General features: G+C 31.6%; 17 protein-coding genes. 16 read left to right on the top strand and 1 reads right to left on the bottom strand.

What is annotated here, in order from left to right:
• The first annotated feature begins 17 nt into the window (after positions 1 to 17).
• The 5 genes from N524_RS0101215 to rny all read left to right on the top strand — a co-directional run bounded on the left by N524_RS0101215 (position 18) and on the right by rny (position 5,367).
• Positions 18 to 410, top strand: coding sequence for a helix-turn-helix domain-containing protein (locus N524_RS0101215; RefSeq protein WP_017638353.1), 393 nt, complete (start codon positions 18 to 20; stop codon positions 408 to 410).
• A gap of 31 nt (positions 411 to 441) precedes the next feature.
• Entirely contained in the window at positions 442 to 1,017 is a 576-nt protein-coding gene (gene pgsA / locus N524_RS0101210) for a CDP-diacylglycerol--glycerol-3-phosphate 3-phosphatidyltransferase (RefSeq protein WP_017638352.1), read from the top strand.
• Positions 1,018 to 1,182: 165 nt separating this feature from the next.
• Positions 1,183 to 2,328, top strand: a complete 1,146-nt coding sequence (locus N524_RS0101205) for a CinA family nicotinamide mononucleotide deamidase-related protein (protein ID WP_029055431.1) — start codon at positions 1,183 to 1,185, stop codon at positions 2,326 to 2,328.
• Positions 2,329 to 2,500: 172 nt separating this feature from the next.
• A complete protein-coding gene (recA, locus tag N524_RS0101200) occupies positions 2,501 to 3,547 on the top strand; it encodes a recombinase RecA (RefSeq protein WP_017638350.1) in 1,047 nt (348 codons plus the stop codon).
• 260 nt (positions 3,548 to 3,807) lie between these two features.
• Positions 3,808 to 5,367: a ribonuclease Y gene (rny, locus tag N524_RS0101195; RefSeq protein ID WP_017638349.1), complete on the top strand. Its 1,560-nt coding sequence runs from the start codon at positions 3,808 to 3,810 to the stop codon at positions 5,365 to 5,367.
• A 139-nt stretch (positions 5,368 to 5,506) separates the two neighbouring features.
• On the opposite strand, the gene N524_RS0101190 is transcribed toward rny, so the two are convergent.
• Positions 5,507 to 5,722: a hypothetical protein gene (locus N524_RS0101190; protein WP_017638348.1), complete on the bottom strand. Its 216-nt coding sequence runs from the start codon at positions 5,720 to 5,722 to the stop codon at positions 5,507 to 5,509.
• A gap of 163 nt (positions 5,723 to 5,885) precedes the next feature.
• Here N524_RS0101190 and N524_RS0101185 point away from each other — a divergent pair, with 163 nt between their 5' ends.
• From N524_RS0101185 to N524_RS0101135, 11 genes are all read left to right on the top strand, one after another.
• On the top strand, positions 5,886 to 6,680 hold the full coding sequence (locus N524_RS0101185) for a TIGR00282 family metallophosphoesterase (protein ID WP_017638347.1): 795 nt from the start codon (positions 5,886 to 5,888) through the stop codon (positions 6,678 to 6,680).
• 142 nt (positions 6,681 to 6,822) lie between these two features.
• The gene (locus N524_RS0101180; RefSeq protein WP_029055430.1) at positions 6,823 to 8,583 is read left to right on the top strand and encodes a 2-oxoacid:acceptor oxidoreductase subunit alpha; all 1,761 of its coding nucleotides are present in this window, start codon (positions 6,823 to 6,825) and stop codon (positions 8,581 to 8,583) included.
• A complete protein-coding gene (locus tag N524_RS0101175) occupies positions 8,584 to 9,450 on the top strand; it encodes a 2-oxoacid:ferredoxin oxidoreductase subunit beta (protein WP_029055429.1) in 867 nt (288 codons plus the stop codon).
• A gap of 174 nt (positions 9,451 to 9,624) precedes the next feature.
• Positions 9,625 to 10,248, top strand: coding sequence for a poly-gamma-glutamate hydrolase family protein (locus tag N524_RS0101170; RefSeq protein ID WP_017638344.1), 624 nt, complete (start codon positions 9,625 to 9,627; stop codon positions 10,246 to 10,248).
• Between the two features lie 57 nt (positions 10,249 to 10,305).
• Positions 10,306 to 10,602 (top strand): thiamine-binding protein, encoded by a 297-nt coding sequence (locus N524_RS0101165; protein WP_017638343.1) that lies wholly within the window; start codon positions 10,306 to 10,308, stop codon positions 10,600 to 10,602.
• A gap of 199 nt (positions 10,603 to 10,801) precedes the next feature.
• Positions 10,802 to 12,346, top strand: a complete 1,545-nt coding sequence (gene miaB, locus N524_RS0101160; RefSeq protein WP_017638342.1) for a tRNA (N6-isopentenyl adenosine(37)-C2)-methylthiotransferase MiaB — start codon at positions 10,802 to 10,804, stop codon at positions 12,344 to 12,346.
• A 2-nt stretch (positions 12,347 to 12,348) separates the two neighbouring features.
• Positions 12,349 to 12,714: a RicAFT regulatory complex protein RicA family protein gene (locus N524_RS0101155; RefSeq protein WP_017638341.1), complete on the top strand. Its 366-nt coding sequence runs from the start codon at positions 12,349 to 12,351 to the stop codon at positions 12,712 to 12,714.
• Positions 12,715 to 12,735: 21 nt separating this feature from the next.
• Entirely contained in the window at positions 12,736 to 13,227 is a 492-nt protein-coding gene (gene thiW, locus N524_RS0101150) for an energy coupling factor transporter S component ThiW (protein WP_017638340.1), read from the top strand.
• Between the two features lie 204 nt (positions 13,228 to 13,431).
• Positions 13,432 to 16,059 (top strand): DNA mismatch repair protein MutS, encoded by a 2,628-nt coding sequence (gene mutS / locus N524_RS0101145; RefSeq protein ID WP_026083535.1) that lies wholly within the window; start codon positions 13,432 to 13,434, stop codon positions 16,057 to 16,059.
• A gap of 11 nt (positions 16,060 to 16,070) precedes the next feature.
• Positions 16,071 to 18,035: a DNA mismatch repair endonuclease MutL gene (gene mutL / locus N524_RS0101140; RefSeq protein WP_029055428.1), complete on the top strand. Its 1,965-nt coding sequence runs from the start codon at positions 16,071 to 16,073 to the stop codon at positions 18,033 to 18,035.
• A 14-nt stretch (positions 18,036 to 18,049) separates the two neighbouring features.
• Complete coding sequence (locus tag N524_RS0101135; protein ID WP_029055427.1) at positions 18,050 to 18,583, top strand: glycerol-3-phosphate responsive antiterminator; 534 nt, start codon at positions 18,050 to 18,052, stop codon at positions 18,581 to 18,583.
• Positions 18,584 to 18,635 lie beyond the last annotated feature (52 nt).

The following is an 18,635-nucleotide window of genomic DNA, read 5'->3' as shown; positions in this document are numbered from 1 at the left end:
TTTAAGGAGGCATATTTTTGAAAACGATAGGCGAAGTATTAAAAGGTAGACGTGAAAGATTAGGAATGACTCTTAATGAATTGGAGCAACGAACGCAACTTAAACGTCATACACTAGAACAAATAGAAAACAATGAATTTAATCAATTACCTAATAGTAATTATGCTGAAGGTTTCATTCGAAAGTATGCCAATGTTGTTAATATTGAACCCAACCAACTAATCCAAGCACATCAAGATGAAATACCCCAACATCATATTCAATTAGACGACATGATAACTTCGTTCGCTAATAAAGAAGCGCCTCCTTATCGAAGTAAATCTATGGAACCATTGCAAGTTGCAGCTATTATTGTTTTAGTTACATTAGTAACATTAGCTTTATGGATTTTAGCAGTATTATTATTTTAAAGAAAAATGTATTAAGAAATGAGGTTGAAAAATGAATATACCGAATCAGATTACGGTATTCAGAGTTATACTTATACCAGTGTTTATCTTATTTGCTTTAGTTAATTTTGGTTTTGGGAAAATGTCATTTTTAGGCGGATATGATATAAAAATAGAACTATTTATCGGAGCAATTATTTTCATTATTGCATCATTAAGTGATTTTGCCGATGGATATTTAGCACGTAAATGGCAGTTAGTAACTAATATGGGTAAATTTTTAGATCCTTTAGCTGATAAATTATTAGTTGCTAGTGCATTGATTGTATTAGTTCAATTAGATTTAACTAACTCTGTTGTAGCAATTATAATAATTGCACGAGAATTTGCAGTTACAGGTCTTAGATTACTACAAATTGAACAAGGCTTTGTAAGTGCTGCAGGGCAACTAGGTAAAATTAAAACTGCAGTAACAATGGTTGCTATTATTTGGATTTTATTAGGTGATCCATTAGCAACTTGGATTGGTTTCCCAATTGGACAAGTTTTATTATATATCGGTGTATTCTTTACAATTCTTTCTGGTATTGAATACTTCTACAAAGGCAGAGATGTATTTAAACATTAAATAATTAACGAGTTGAAATGGTATCGTTTCAACTCGTTTTTTTATATTTTACAACAGATTCAGTATCTTGTTTGATGTGGAATCCTCATTCTTAGATTTTACTATTATAAGCGTTTATAATAGTGATATTGCATACATTCGAGAATTAAAGGGGAGTAATGTGTTATGAATATTTCGATTATAGCTGTTGGATCAGAACTACTGTTAGGACAAATTGCAAATACTAATGGACAATATTTGTCTAAATTATTTAATGGTGTTGGAAAAAATGTTGTAGAACATACAGTTATTGGTGACAACCCAGAGCGTTTAGAATATATTATTCGTCAAGGTTTAGAACGTTTTGACATGCTTGTTCTGACAGGCGGCTTAGGACCTACAAAAGATGACTTAACGAAACATACAGTCGCAAAAGTTTTAAACAAAGATTTAGTTACTGATGAAGCCTCATTAGATTATATTAAAAGTTATTTTGAAGACCAAGGTCAAGAAATGACACCTAATAATAAACAGCAAGCATTAGTAATAGAAGATTCAATTGTTCTTCCTAATAGAAATGGAATGGCACCAGGTATGTTAGTTGAAAATGAAGGTAAAAGGGTAGTATTATTACCCGGACCGCCAAAAGAAATGAAACCTATGGCTAAAAATGAATTACTACCATATATTCTTGATGATGATAAAGTTATTTTTTCAGAACAACTTAAATTTGCTGGCATTGGCGAATCTAAAGTAGAAACAATCTTAATGGATTTAATTGATAAGCAAACAAATCCTACTATTGCGCCACTAGCTGGTTCTCATGAAGTATATATCAGATTAACAGCAAATGCTGAAACCCAACAGCAATGTCGAGATTTAATTCAACCAATAAAAGAAGAAGTATTAAATCGCATTGGCGAATATTATTATGGTTCAGACGATACAACATTAGAAGCGGCTGTAATGAATCACATGGATAGTACATTTTCAATTTATGATGGTGTTACCAATGGAGCGTTATATACACGTTTAAAAAATGAAGATACAGAAGATCAATTAAAAGGCGCATTACCAGATTCACCACAATTTGTTGATCATGAACTAGATATAAATGAACAATTATATATGACTGCTAAATATGTAAAAGATTTATTTAAAACAGAGAAGGGTATTACTTTATTGCATAATGAAAAAGATGTTTATTTGGGTATCCTCAATGATGATAAATTAGATATTGAATCATTTAAAATGTCTCAAAATAGAAATTTATTAAGAAGCAGAAGTCAAAATTATGCATTAATAAAATTATTAAAATGGCTAGAACAATAAAATTATATTAGTTTCAGTACTATTTTATAGTACGTTTGTTCGTTTTTGTTTGTGTGTTTTATAAAATAACACGAACAAATATTCGCAAATCGCTTGTAATTTTATTTAAAAGCTTGTATAGTATGAATTAAGATATTAAACAGAAAACATTCCCAATTTAGGAGGTCTCGCTTTGGATAACGAACGTCAAAAAGCTCTAGATACAGTAATAAAAAATATGGAAAAATCATTTGGTAAAGGTGCAGTAATGAAATTAGGCGATAATAAAGGCCGTAGAGTTTCAAGTACATCAAGTGGTTCAGTTACGTTAGATAACGCATTAGGAGTAGGTGGCTATCCTAAAGGAAGAATTATTGAGATATATGGTCCAGAAAGTTCTGGTAAAACAACAGTAGCATTACATGCTATTGCTGAAACACAAAAAAATGGCGGCGTTGCAGCATTTATTGATGCTGAACATGCTTTAGATCCTGTATACGCACAAGCATTAGGTGTGGATATTGATAATTTATATCTTTCACAACCTGACCACGGGGAACAAGGCCTTGAAATTGCAGAAGCTTTTGTTCGTAGTGGTGCAGTAGATATCGTTGTAGTCGATTCAGTAGCTGCATTAACACCTAAAGCTGAAATTGAAGGTGAAATGGGAGACACACACGTTGGTTTACAAGCTAGATTGATGTCACAAGCGTTACGTAAATTATCTGGTGCTATTTCTAAATCTAACACTACAGCAATTTTCATTAACCAGATTCGTGAAAAAGTTGGTGTTATGTTTGGTAACCCAGAAACAACTCCTGGTGGTAGAGCGTTAAAATTCTATAGCTCTGTTCGATTAGAAGTTCGTCGTGCTGAACAATTAAAACAAGGACAAGAAATTGTTGGTAATAGAACTAAGATTAAAGTAGTTAAAAATAAAGTTGCGCCACCATTTAGAGTTGCAGAAGTTGATATCATGTATGGTCAAGGTATCTCTAAAGAAGGAGAACTTATTGATCTTGGTGTTGAAAATGAAATTGTAGATAAATCTGGTGCATGGTATTCATACAATGGAGATAGAATGGGACAAGGTAAAGAAAATGTTAAATCCTACCTTAAAGAAAATCCACAAATTAAAGAAGAAATTGACCAAAAATTACGTCAAAAACTTGGAATTTTTGATGGCGACGTAGAAGAAAAAGAAGAAGAGGCGCCAAAGTCTTTATTTGATGAAGAATAAAATAAATTGGATTTTTCAAAAGCAGTTTCTATAGATATTATATAGAAACTGCTTTTTATTTATAATTAACTGAAAGAAATCAAAATAACATTTTGTAAAATAACAACTCAATTTCTTTATAATACTTATAAGTTAGCATTGATATCTTGACACTTCTGAGTGTAAAACCGTACAATTAGTATGTATGATTCTTATATAATTTCATATAATCATATTGATTTTGATATACAGAGCAAACCCTAGATAAAGGAGGTGTTTATGTGAATTTATTAGGCCTCCTACTCATTTTGCTGGGTATAATTCTAGGCGTTGTTGTAGGGTATGTTGTTGCCCGAAATTTATTGCATCAAAAGCAGGTTCAGGCTAGACAGACAGCCGATGATATTGTCAATCAAGCGCACAAAGAAGCCGACAACACTAAGAAAGAAAAATTGCTTGAGGCAAAAGAAGAAAATCAAATTTTACGAGAACAAACTGAAAATGAACTACGTGAAAGACGTGGTGAATTACAAAGACAAGAAACCCGACTTCTTCAAAAAGAAGAGAACTTAGAGCGTAAATCTGATCTATTAGATAAAAAAGATGAGATTTTAGAGCAAAAAGAATCAAAAATTGAAGAAAGACAACAACAAGTAGACGCAAAAGAGAGTAGTGTTCAAACATTAATAATGAAGCATGAACAAGAATTAGAACGCATCTCCGGTCTCACTCAAGAAGAAGCTGTAAATGAGCAACTTCAACGAGTAGAAGAAGAACTGTCACAAGATATTGCTATACTTGTTAAGGAAAAAGAAAGAGAAGCTAAAGAAAAAGTTGATAAAACAGCAAAAGAATTGCTAGCTACTACAGTACAAAGGTTAGCAGCAGATCATACAACTGAATCAACTGTATCAGTTGTAAACTTGCCAAATGATGAAATGAAAGGTCGAATAATCGGACGTGAAGGACGAAATATTCGTACACTTGAAACACTTACGGGCATCGATTTAATTATCGATGACACTCCAGAAGCTGTCATTTTATCTGGTTTTGACCCTATTAGACGAGAAATCGCTAGAACAGCATTAGTTAACTTAGTTTCTGATGGAAGAATTCATCCTGGTCGTATTGAAGATATGGTCGAAAAAGCTAGAAAAGAAGTAGACGATATTATTAGAGAAGCCGGTGAACAAGCTACATTCGAAATCAATGTTCATAACATGCATCCTGACTTAGTTAAAATACTTGGACGTTTAAATTATCGTACAAGTTATGGACAAAATGTGCTTAAACATTCTATTGAAGTAGCACATTTATCAGGAATGTTAGCAGCAGAACTTGGTGAAGATGTTACGTTAGCGAAACGTGCTGGATTACTTCATGATGTTGGTAAAGCTATCGATCACGAAGTTGAAGGTAGTCACGTTGAAATAGGTGTTGAATTAGCTAAAAAATATGGTGAAAATGAAACAATTATTAATGCTATTCATTCCCATCATGGTGATGTTGAACCAACATCAATTATCTCGATTTTAGTTGCAGCAGCTGACGCATTATCAGCCGCTCGTCCTGGCGCTCGAAAAGAGACATTAGAAAACTACATTCGTCGATTAGAGCGTTTAGAAACACTTTCAGAAAGTTATGATGGTGTTGAAAAAGCATTCGCAATTCAAGCAGGTAGAGAAATTCGTGTAGTAGTTTCACCTGAAGAAATAGATGATTTAAAATCATACCGATTGGCTAGAGATATTAAAACTCAAATTGAGGATGAATTACAATATCCAGGTCATATCAAAGTGACAGTTGTTCGAGAGACTAGAGCAGTAGAATATGCTAAATAAGTTAAACCCCTAATTACTCATTGTGTAGTTAGGGGTTTAGTTATTATCAAAATTTGTGATTATATAAAAAAACTGACGATTGATGTTAAATAAATCAATCGTCAGATATTCGTATAATCATAATGTTGTATTAAAAATTTTACTTCAATTGTAAATCTGTTTTCTTCAATTCTTGAATAATTTCAGCTGTGTCATAGCAATTAGTAGCGATATTAGCGTATCTTTCTGCTAAACGGTATGCATTGATGTATAATTTTAAACTTTCTTTAGCAATATCTTCTGCATCTTCTGATTTAGATGGGTTAGAACTTACTACTAATTCTGCAAACTTTTCAGGATCGATATTAATAGACATTTATTATTTACAACTCCTAAATATTTTATAAACATATACTAACATAATATATATTGATAAAAAAGCAAAGACAGTTAACATTCAGATAAATAATTTTACAAAGAGTACTTTAAATAAAGTGTTCTATCTATTAAACTTAATGATATGAGAGGATGAACAAGGCATGAGAATATTATTTATTGGGGATATTGTAGGTAAGATTGGCAGAAACGCAATAACTACATATTTACCTAAATTAAAACAAGAATATCGTCCTACTGTATCCATTGTAAATGCTGAAAATGCAGCACATGGTAAAGGACTAACTGAAAAGATATATAAGCAATTGCTTCGTGAGGGTGTCGATTTTATGACTATGGGTAACCATACTTATGGTCAACGTGAAATATACGAATTTATTGATGATGCTAAAAGAATGGTTAGACCGGCCAACTTTCCTGATGAAGCACCTGGAGTAGGGATGCGCTTTATTCAAATTAATGAAATAAAATTAGCTATAATTAATTTGCAAGGAAGAGCGTTCATGCAGGATATAGATGACCCTTTTAAAAAAGCTGACGCACTAATTGAAGAAGCTCAAAAAGTAACGCCATATATATTTGTTGATTTTCATGCTGAAACAACATCAGAAAAAAATGCAATGGGATGGTATTTAGATGGTAGAGTAAGTGCAGTAGTGGGTACACATACTCATATTCAAACATCTGATAACCGTATTTTACCAAGTGGAACAGGCTATATTACTGATGTAGGCATGACAGGTTTTTATGATGGTATATTAGGCATCAATAGAGATGAAGTGATAGAGCGCTTTATTACGAGTTTACCACAACGTCATGTTGTACCAGATAATGGACGCAGTGTTCTTTCTGGTGTTATCATTGATTTAGATAAAAATGGTAAAACAACAAATATTGAAAGAATATTAATTAATGACGATAATCCTATGAAATTATAAAGTAAATGTTTGTGACATTATAGTTACAAAAGACTATCGTCCATTAGTATGAAATTATAAACATGCCACTGTTTACATAGTAATACGGTGGTTATTTTTGTTATCATTTAATATGAATTAAAAACCACAGGAGGCTTATGATATGAAATCACAAATATCATGGAAAGTGGGCGGACAACAAGGTGAAGGAATTGAATCAACTGGAGAAATATTTGCTACTGCAATGAATAGAAAAGGCTATTTCTTATATGGTTATAGACACTTTTCTAGTCGTATAAAAGGTGGACATACTAATAATAAAATTAGAGTCTCTACTTCTCCAGTGCATGCTATTAGTGATGATTTAGATATACTTATCGCATTTGACCAAGAAACAATAGAAGTTAATTATCATGAAATGCGCGAAGATAGTATCATTATTGCTGATTCAAAAGCAAAACCAGTAAAACCTGATGATTGTCAGGCACAACTTATAGATTTACCGTTTACTAGTACTGCAAAAGAATTAGGAACTGCATTAATGAAGAACATGGTAGCGATTGGTGCTACATCTGCATTAATGAACCTAGATACATCTACATTTGAAGAATTAATTACAAACATGTTCACTAAAAAAGGTGACAAAGTTGTTGAAATGAATATACAAGCTTTAAATCAAGGTTATCAATTAATGAAAGAATATTTAGAAGATATTCAAGGCGATTTCGAACTTCAAGAAAGTAGTGAAAATCCTCATCTTTATATGATTGGTAATGACGCAATTGGATTAGGTGCAATTTCTGCTGGATCAAGATTTATGTCAGCTTATCCAATTACACCAGCTTCTGAAATTATGGAGTACATGATTGCTAATTTACCAAAAGTTGGCGGAACAGTTGTTCAAACTGAAGATGAAATTGCTGCCGCGACAATGTCTATCGGTGCTAATTATGCAGGTGTTCGTGGATTTACTGCAAGTGCTGGACCAGGATTATCTCTAATGATGGAATCAATTGGCTTATCTGGTATGACTGAAACACCGTTTGTTGTCATAAATACACAACGTGGAGGTCCTTCTACAGGTTTACCAACTAAACAAGAACAATCTGACTTAATGCAAATGATTTATGGTACTCATGGTGATATTCCAAAAATTGTAGTAGCCCCTACAGATGCGGAAGATGCATTTTATTTAACAATGGAAGCATTTAATTTAGCTGAGGAATATCAATGTCCAGTAATTATTTTAAGTGATTTACAATTATCATTAGGTAAACAAACAGTTAAAGAATTAGACTATGATAAAATCAAAATTAAACGTGGAGAATTAATTCAATCTGATATCGAACGTGAAGAAGATGACAAATCATATTTCAGAAGATATGCATTAACAGGAAGTGGCATTTCACCTAGACCAATACCTGGTACTAAAGGTGGTATTCACCATGTTACTGGTGTTGAACATAACGAAGAAGGTAAAACAAGCGAAGCTGCACAAAATCGTCAACAACAAATGGACAAACGTATGCGCAAAACTAAAAATCTTCTTATAGAAAAACCAGTAGACTATACTGAAAATCACGAACAAGCTGATATTTTATATATTGGTTTCATTTCAAGTAAAGGTGCTATCGAAGAAGGTGCACAACGATTAAATGATCAAAATATCGCTGTTAATACACTACAAATCAGACAATTACATCCATTCCCAACTGAAACGATTCAAAGTGCGATTGATAAAGCACAAAAAGTCGTTATTGCAGAACATAACTATCAAGGACAATTAGCAAATATTATTAAAATGAACGTGAATATTCAAAATAAATTAGTAAATCAAACTAAATATGATGGTACACCATTCTTACCACATGAAATAGTTGATAAAGGTATCGAAGTTGCAAAAGAAATAAAGGAGTTGGTCTAATTGGCTACATTTAAAAATTTTAGAAATAATGTTAAGCCAAACTGGTGCCCAGGTTGTGGTGATTTCTCTGTTCAAGCTGCTATACAAAAAGCAGCCGCAAATGTAGGGTTAGAACCAGAAGAAGTTGCACTTATTACAGGCATTGGTTGTTCAGGTAGATTATCAGGCTATATAAATGCCTATGGTGTACATGCCATACATGGTCGTGCTTTACCGTTAGCACAAGGCGTTAAAATGGCTAACAGAGATCTTACAGTTATTGCTTCTGGCGGTGACGGTGACGGTTATGCGATTGGTATGGGTCATACTATTCACGCCTTACGTAGAAATATGAACATGACTTATATCGTTATGGATAACCAAATATATGGTTTAACTAAAGGACAAACTTCACCGTCTTCAGCGGTTGGATTTGTGACTAAATCTACACCTAAAGGTAACATTGAAAAAAATGTAGCACCTTTAGAATTAGCATTATCTTCAGGAGCGACTTTTGTAGCACAAGGTTTTTCAAGTGATATTAAAGGATTAACAAAACTTATCGAAGATGCTATTAATCACGATGGATTTTCATTCGTAAATGTATTCTCACCATGTGTTACTTATAACAAAATTAATACTTATGATTGGTTCAAAGAAAATCTAACAAGTATTGATGACATTGAAAATTATGATACGACGGATAAACAATTAGCTATACAAACAGTTTTAGAACATGAATCTATGTTAAAAGGTATTGTTTATCAAGATACAGAAACACCTTCATATGAATCACAGATTGAAGAAATGGAAGGAACGCCATTAGCTAAGAAAGATATTCATATATCAGAAGACAAGTTTAATGAATTAACTAAACAATTTGTATAGAGAGGATAGCTGTCAATTCCATTAATAGAATGGTATTTGGCAGCTATTTTATTATTAGCTTATAAGCAAACAACATATTAATCTATAGAATTAAATTATAAATTTTCTGTAAATATACATTAAAATACTGTACATTGTGGAATAGATAATAAAGGTCATATAAGGAGAAGGTATATGGACAAATTTATTTCTATGAAAGAATTACAAGAAAATACAATAGAAGATAAAGATTGGCATATTGAAACTGAAGATAATAACAGTGACATTACAATATTAGCTATACACGGTGGAGGTATCGAACCTGCAACTAGTGAGCTTGCTTTTGTGACTGCACAAACCAACGAATATAACTATTTTACCTTTAAGGGAGATAGACGACATGGTAATAATGAGTTACATGTCACATCAATTCACTATGATAATGAAATAGCACAAGACTTAACTCAAAAAAGTCAACGCGCAATCTCATTACATGGTTGTACAGGCCAAGAATCAATCGTTTACATAGGCGGTAAAGATAAACAGTTAATTAAGTTAATAACTTCTGAATTAAAAGATATTGAAGTAGACGTTCAACATGCCCCGCATACGATGTCGGGTAAACAAAAGGAAAATATAGTTAATCAAACTCAAATACAAGCAGGAGTTCAACTTGAAATAACGCATGCATTAAGGAAACATTTTTTTAAAGATGGAAAATTAAATCGTAAAAGCAGAGAAGATCAAGATAATTGGGATGAATTTTTATATACATTTGCAAATGCTTTGGTAAAGGCAGTTGAAGGATTACATGATTAACTTAATAAAAATGTTAAACTAGTATTATAAATAAAGATAAGATGGGAGCTAAATTAAATGGTTGATACATTAATGAGTATTCAAATTATACCTAAAACACCAAATAATGAAGACGTCATTCCTTATGTAGATGAAGCAATTAAGATTATAGATCAATCGGGAATGCACTATCGTGTCGGACCACTTGAAACATCCGTACAAGGAGATATGAATGAATGTCTAATATTAATCCAAAATTTAAACCAACGTATGGTAGAATTAGAATGTCCTAGTATAATTAGTCAAGTTAAGTTTTATCATGTACCAGAAGGTATTGAAATTGAAACATTAACAGGAAAGTATGACGAAGCATAGATTTATGACAATTTTATAATCACTGTGATAATAATCTTACTTTTAGAATTAGATAGACTAAAGTAGAGGCTAAGGCATCAATGTTGTCTTAGCCTTATTCATTGTGAAGTAAATATTGATAAGACGCTTTTTGCACTTTGTGGTTAAATTTAATATAATGTAGAAATGATATATGGGCATATAGAAAGGATTTTTAATAGTGAATGAAGAGCAAAGAAAAGCTGGTTCGATAAATATTTTAGCAGAACGTGATCGTAAAGAAGAAAAGGATTATAGTAAATATTTTGAACAAGTGTATCAACCACCTAGTTTAAAAGAAGCTAAAAAACGTGGTAAACAAGAGATAAAATATAATCGAGACTTTCAAATTGATGAAAAATATCGAGACATGGGTAAAGGACGTTCATTTTTAATTAAAACGTATGGCTGTCAAATGAATGCACATGATACTGAAGTAATGGCGGGGATATTAGAAGCTTTAGGATATAGTGCAACATCAGATATTAACACAGCAGATATTATATTAATTAATACATGTGCGATTCGTGAAAATGCTGAAAATAAAGTATTTAGCGAAATTGGTAATTTAAAACATCTTAAGAAAGAACGACCAGATTGTTTAATAGGTGTATGTGGCTGTATGTCACAAGAAGAATCTGTTGTTAATAAAATTTTAAAATCATACCAAAATGTAGATATGATTTTTGGAACTCATAATATTCATAAACTACCAGAAATATTAGAAGAAGCTTATCTATCTAAAGCAATGGTTGTTGATGTATGGTCTAAAGAAGGAGATGTCATTGAAAATCTTCCTAAAGTTCGTGACGGTCATATTAAAGCATGGGTGAATATTATGTATGGTTGCGATAAATTCTGTACATATTGCATAGTACCTTTTACAAGAGGTAAAGAACGTAGCCGTAGACCAGAAGATATTATTGATGAAGTAAGAGAATTAGCTAGAGAAGGCTATCAAGAAATTACATTGTTAGGACAAAATGTTAATTCTTACGGAAAAGATATCGAGGGACTTGACTATGGATTAGGTGATTTATTAGAGGATATCTCAAAAATTGATATTCCTCGAGTAAGATTCACAACTAGTCATCCTTGGGACTTTACAGATCGCATGATTGAAGTGATTGCTAACGGAGGAAACATTGTACCTCATATTCATTTACCAGTACAATCAGGAAACAATGCTGTGCTAAAAATTATGGGAAGAAAATATACGAGAGAAAGTTATTTAGACTTAGTAAACCGTATTAAAGAAGCAATTCCTCAAATCGCATTAACGACTGATATCATTGTAGGTTATCCAAATGAAACTGAAGAACAGTTTGAAGAAACATTAACTTTATATGATGAAGTTGGATTCGAACATGCATACACATATCTATATTCTCAAAGAGACGGTACGCCTGCAGCTAAAATGAAAGATAATGTACCAACTGATGTAAAAAAAGAGAGACTTCAACGTTTAAACAAAAAAGTTGGAGAATACTCACAAAAAGCAATGAGTCAGTATGAGAACGAAATTGTGACGGTTTTATGTGAAGGATCAAGTAAAAAAGATGATACAGTTTTAGCAGGCTATACTGAAAAAAATAAACTTGTTAACTTTAAAGCACCAAAAGAAATGATTGGTAAATTAGTTGATGTTAAAATAGATGAAGCGAAACAATATTCATTAAATGGTACTTTCGTAGGAGAACATCAAAAAGAATTGGTGATGCAATAATAATGTATAATAAAGAGGACATACTATCGAATGCTGATCAACTTGCCCAAAAGATAAAAAATCTTGAAGTAATTAAAGACTATCAAACAATCGAAACACAAATTCACAATAATAAAACCATTGAAAAGAAAATGAACCGATTGAAAAAGCAACAAAAACAATCAGTAAACTTACAAAACTATGGTAAATCAACAGCATTTAATCAATCAGAGAACCAAATTCATCAGTTGGAAAACGAAATAAATGAATTACCAATAGTTGAAGAATTTCGTACATCTCAATATGAAGCCAATTATCTTCTACAAATGATGATTAAAACAATGGAAAACCGTTTGAATGAACATAATGAAAGTTATCATAACAAATAAATTGGATAAGGAGACAATGCATTGAATATTAGAAAACTTACAATAACAGCGCTATTAATAGCAATAAATGTCATTTTAAGCAGTATCATTGTCATCCCTCTTGGTCCAATCAAGGCAGCGCCTATGCAACATCTAGTAAACGTACTTTGCGCAGTGTTCGTAGGACCATGGTATGGACTTGCACAAGCTTTAATTTCTTCCATTTTACGTGTTACGTTTGGTACTGGAAGTGTATTTGCATTTCCGGGCAGTATGATAGGTGTATTCTTAGCTAGCCTCTTTTACATGTATCGTAAACATATATTTATGGCAGCAGTTGGAGAAGTTCTTGGAACAGGCATCATTGGAAGTTTAATATGTATTCCATTAGCATGGATACTTAATTTACAAAACTTCTTTGTTAAACCATTAATGACTGCATTTATCGTGTCTAGTATTATTGGTGCCGCAATTAGCTACGTGTTATTAATTATATTAAAAAAACGTGGTCTTTTAGATAGATTTCAAAAATAGCAATTAAGTACGTACAATACATAGTGAAACTGAAATGACTCAGTTCAATGTTTGTACGTACTTTTTTAATTATCAAATTAACTTCATAGGCTAGAATATATTCAATATGTTAAAATAGATGAGTTAAAAGAACGTAAAAATTACATAAAATGATTCAATTCATAAAAATAAAAAGACTATAAAATAAGGGTTGTGAAGAACTTTATGTCGAATGTGACACCAATGATGCAACAATATTTAAAAATTAAATCAGAATATGATGACTGTTTATTATTTTTTAGACTCGGAGACTTTTATGAAATGTTCTTCGAAGATGCTAAAGAAGCGTCAAGAGTATTAGAAATCACGCTTACTAAAAGAGATGCCAAAAAAGAAGACCCAATACCGATGTGCGGTGTACCTTATCATTCCGCTGATAGTTACATTGAAACATTAATTAATAATGGCTATAAAGTAGCTATCTGTGAACAAATGGAAGACCCTAAACAGACAAAGGGTATGGTTAAAAGAGAAGTAGTTAGAATAGTAACTCCAGGAACAGTGATGGATCAAGGTGGCGTTGATGAAAAGCAAAACAACTATATTTTAAGTTTTATTAAGCAAGGGCAAGAATATGCATTAAGTTATTGTGACATTTCAACAGGTGAATTAAAAGCTACACATTTTAAAGATGAAGCTACTTTACTAAATGAAATTACAACGATTAATCCTAATGAAATTGTAGTAAATGAAACTTTATCTGAAAACATGCAACGACAAATTAATATGATTACTGAAACGATAACAGTTCGTGAGGAGATATCTAACCAATCATTTTCCGTAAACAATAATGAACATGAAGGTATGTATCAATCTACTCAATTATTATTAGATTACATCCACCATACTCAAAAAAGAGACTTATCACATTTAGAAGAAGTGCAACATTATGCTGCTATTGATTTCATGAAAATGGATTTCTATGCTAAAAGAAACTTAGAATTAACTGAAAGTATAAGATTGAAATCCAAAAAAGGAACACTGTTATGGTTAATGGATGAAACAAAAACACCAATGGGAGCTAGACGTCTTAAACAGTGGATAGACCGACCATTAATTTATAAACAGCAAATTGAAGAGAGATTGAATATAGTTGATGAGTTTATTAACCACTTTATTGAACGTGATACCTTAAGAAATTATTTGAATCAAGTCTACGATATTGAAAGACTTGTAGGTCGAGTGAGTTACGGTAATGTTAATGCACGTGATTTAATACAATTAAAACATTCAATTAGTGAGATTCCTAATATCAAACAATTATTAAGTCAGCTTGAAAGCGACAAGATAACTCAATTTGATGAGTTAGAACCATTAGATGATTTATTAGAAGTGCTTGAAAATAGCTTAGTAGAAGAGCCTCCTATCTCAGTTAAAGATGGCGGATTGTTCAAAACAGGTTTTAATCAACAATTAGATGAGTATTTAGAAGCATCTCGTAATGGTAAATCTTGGCTTGCTGAATTACAAGCAAGAGAAAGAGAACGCACAGGTATTAAATCTCTTAAAATTAGTTTTAACAAAGTGTTTGGTTATTTTATAGAGATTACTCGCGCCAATTTACAAGGATTTGAACCTTCTGAATTTGGATATAATCGTAAACAAACTTTATCTAATGCTGAACGTTTTATTACTGATGAATTAAAAGAAAAAGAAGATATTATTCTAGGCGCAGAAGATAAAGCTATAGAATTAGAATATCAATTATTTGTAAAATTGAGAGAACATATTAAGTCGTATACAGAACGACTTCAAAAGCAGGCAAAAATCATTTCAGAATTAGATTGTTTACAAAGCTTTGCGGAAATTGCTCAAAAATATAATTATGTTAGACCACAATTTAGCGATAACAAAACATTAAAACTTGAAAACTCTAGACATCCAGTTGTAGAACGTGTCATGGATTATAACGATTATGTTCCAAATGATTGTGAATTAGATAATGATACATTCATTTACTTAATTACAGGTCCTAATATGTCAGGGAAATCAACGTATATGAGACAAATCGCTATTATTAGCATTATGGCTCAAATGGGTGCTTATGTTCCTTGTGAATCAGCAGTGCTACCAATTTTTGATCAAATATTTACACGAATTGGTGCTGCAGACGATTTAGTATCAGGTAAAAGTACGTTCATGGTAGAAATGTTAGAAGCGCAAAAAGCATTAACTTATGCTACAGAAGATAGTTTAATTATCTTTGATGAAATAGGTAGGGGGACTTCAACATATGATGGTTTAGCACTCGCACAAGCCATGATAGAATACGTTGCTCAAACGTCTCACGCTAAGACACTATTCTCTACACACTATCATGAACTTACAACTTTAGATCAGTTATTACCTTGTTTGAAAAATGTTCATGTTGCTGCAAATGAATATAAAGGTGAACTTATCTTCTTACACAAAGTAAAAGATGGTGCTGTTGATGACAGTTATGGTATTCAAGTAGCAAAACTTGCTGATCTACCTGATAAAGTGATTCAAAGAGCACAAGTTATATTAGATGAATTCGAACAGAAGTCTGATAATCCAGAACCAATGATTGTACAAAGTGAAGTAAAAGATGATGCTATAGATTCAAACTCAAATAGTGAGACACAAGATGCAGTACAACATACTAATAATCAAGAAAATACGTCTTCATTTGAACAAGCGGCATTTAATTTATTTGATGCAGAAGTACAACAAAGCGAAGTAGAAGCACAAATCAAATCTTTAAATTTATCAAATATGACTCCAATAGAAGCTTTAGTAAAATTAAGCGAATTACAAAATCAATTAAAATAGAGGTGTTGTAAATGGGAAAAATTAAAGAACTACAAACCTCCTTAGCTAACAAAATTGCAGCTGGCGAAGTAGTCGAAAGACCCAGTTCGGTTGTAAAAGAATTATTAGAAAATGCTATTGATGCCAAGTCAACCGAAATTAATATAGAAGTGGAACAATCAGGTATAGCTTCAATACGTGTTGTAGATAATGGAACTGGTATTGAACAAGATGATTTAAGTCTGGTGTTTCACAGACATGCTACTAGTAAATTAGATGCAGATGATGATTTATTCCATATTAGAACATTAGGATTTCGTGGAGAAGCATTAGCGAGTATTTCTTCAGTATCCAAAGTGACTTTACGTACATGTACAGATAATGAAAGTGGTCATGAAATATATGCTGAAAATGGTTTGATTAAAGATCAAAAACCAGCTAAAGCTAAAAAAGGGACAGATATACTTGTTGAGTCATTATTCTATAATACGCCAGCTCGGTTAAAATATATTAAAAGTTTATATACAGAACTAGGCAAAATTACAGATATTGTTAATAGAATGGCAATGAGTCATCCTGATATAAGAATTTCATTAGTTTCTGATGGTAAAACACTTTTAAAAACTAATGGTTCTGGTAAAACAAATGAAGTTATGGCAGAAATATATGGAATGAAAGTAGCAAAAGATTTAGTACATATCACTGGTGATACAAGCGATTATCATCTTGAAGGTTATGTTGCTAGACCTGAGCATTCAAGAAGTAATAAACATTATATTTCTATTTTTATCAATGGTAGATATATCAAAAACTTTGTTTTAAATAAAGCAATTGTTGAAGGTTATCATACATTATTAACAATTGGTCGATACCCTATTTGCTACATCAATATCCAAATGGATCCCATACTAGTAGATGTTAATGTTCATCCTACTAAACTTGAAGTCAGATTATCTAAGGAAGAACAATTATACAAATTAATTGTTGAAAAAATTCAAGAAGCATTTAAAGATAAAATTTTAATACCTAAAAATGATTTAGACCAACATTCTAAGAAAAACAAAGTGTTAAATAGTTTTGAACAACAAAAGTTAGACTTTGAACGTAGACAAAAAGAAGAAGCAAATAATCATAACGGTATGAATGACTCTGAAAATAAATCAGATCATGCCACAAATGAACAACGGTATAACGAAGAAACAAGCCAAAGCCTTTCATCCAATGTACAAGAAAATGATGAAAGTGAATCATTTAATTCCTCTAATAATATTAACCGTGATAATGATGATAATTACTTCGAAAATCAAAAAGAAATTTTAAACGAATTAGATAATAACGATAATACATTTGAATTAGATGATGAAGTTAAAGATAATCAAGACATTAAAGGTGCTATAAGTGCTTCAACGAGACGTCGTGTACCTTATATGGAAGTTGTTGGACAAGTTCATGGAACATATATCATAGCTCAAAATGAAAATGGTATGTTTATGATTGACCAGCATGCTGCACAAGAGCGTATTAAATACGAATATTTTAGAGATAAAATTGGAGAAGTATCAAATGAAGTACAAAACTTATTGATACCAATGACTTTCCATTTTTCTAAGGATGAACAATTGATTATAGACCAATATAAAGAAGAACTAGATAGAGTCGGTGTACATCTTGAACATTTTGGAGGTCATGATTATATTGTTAATAGTTATCCAGTGTGGTTTCCAAAAGCAGAAGCGGAAGAAATTATTAAAGATATGATTGAATTAGTTTTAGAAAATAAAAAAATAGATGTTAAAAAAATGCGTGAAGATGCAGCGATTATGATGTCATGTAAAAAATCAATTAAAGCTAATCATTATTTAAAAAATAACGAAATGGCAGATTTAATTGATCAACTGCGTGAAATGGAAGATCCATTTACTTGTCCGCATGGACGTCCAATTATTATTAACTTTTCAAATTACGAATTAGAAAAATTATTTAAACGTGTCATGTAGAGAGGAGCAATGCTTTGAAAGAAAATATACTCCCAGCAATTAGAAATATGAAAGATTTAGATAACCTCATTAAAACGGAATATAAATCATGTGTATTGTTAGACATGCATATAGGTCATCTAAAAAGCATTTTAGACTTATTAAAAAATAATGGAATTGAATGTTATATCCATATTGATTTAATAAAAGGTCTTAGTCATGATGAATATTCATGTGAATATATTATACAACAATATAAGCCTAAAGGTATCGTATCTACTAAAACGAAAGTCATTAAAAAAGCGAAATCGCTCAATACTTTAACTATCTTTAGAGTATTTATTATTGATAGCCAAGCTTTAAGTAGAAGTATTGAATTAATTCAAAAGGTTCAACCAGATTTTGTCGAAGTACTTCCAGGTATTGCTCATAAAGCAGTAAGATGTATTCAAGAAGAAACCGATACAGCTGTAATTGCTGGTGGATTAATTAGTGATGTTTCTGAAGTAGATGAAGCTATTAAAAATGGCGCTAAATATATTACGACTAGTAATCAAAAATTATGGTAAATAAAAACTTATAAAGAATAAGTAGAGGGATTAATGGTGAAATAATGATCTA

Origin of the sequence: Staphylococcus sp. URHA0057 (genome assembly GCF_000620265.1) — a bacterium.
In the GTDB taxonomy this organism is placed as follows: domain Bacteria; phylum Bacillota; class Bacilli; order Staphylococcales; family Staphylococcaceae; genus Staphylococcus; species Staphylococcus pasteuri.
The sequence above is the reverse complement of the archived record's forward strand: the minus strand, read 5'-3'. Positions and strand labels throughout refer to the sequence as shown.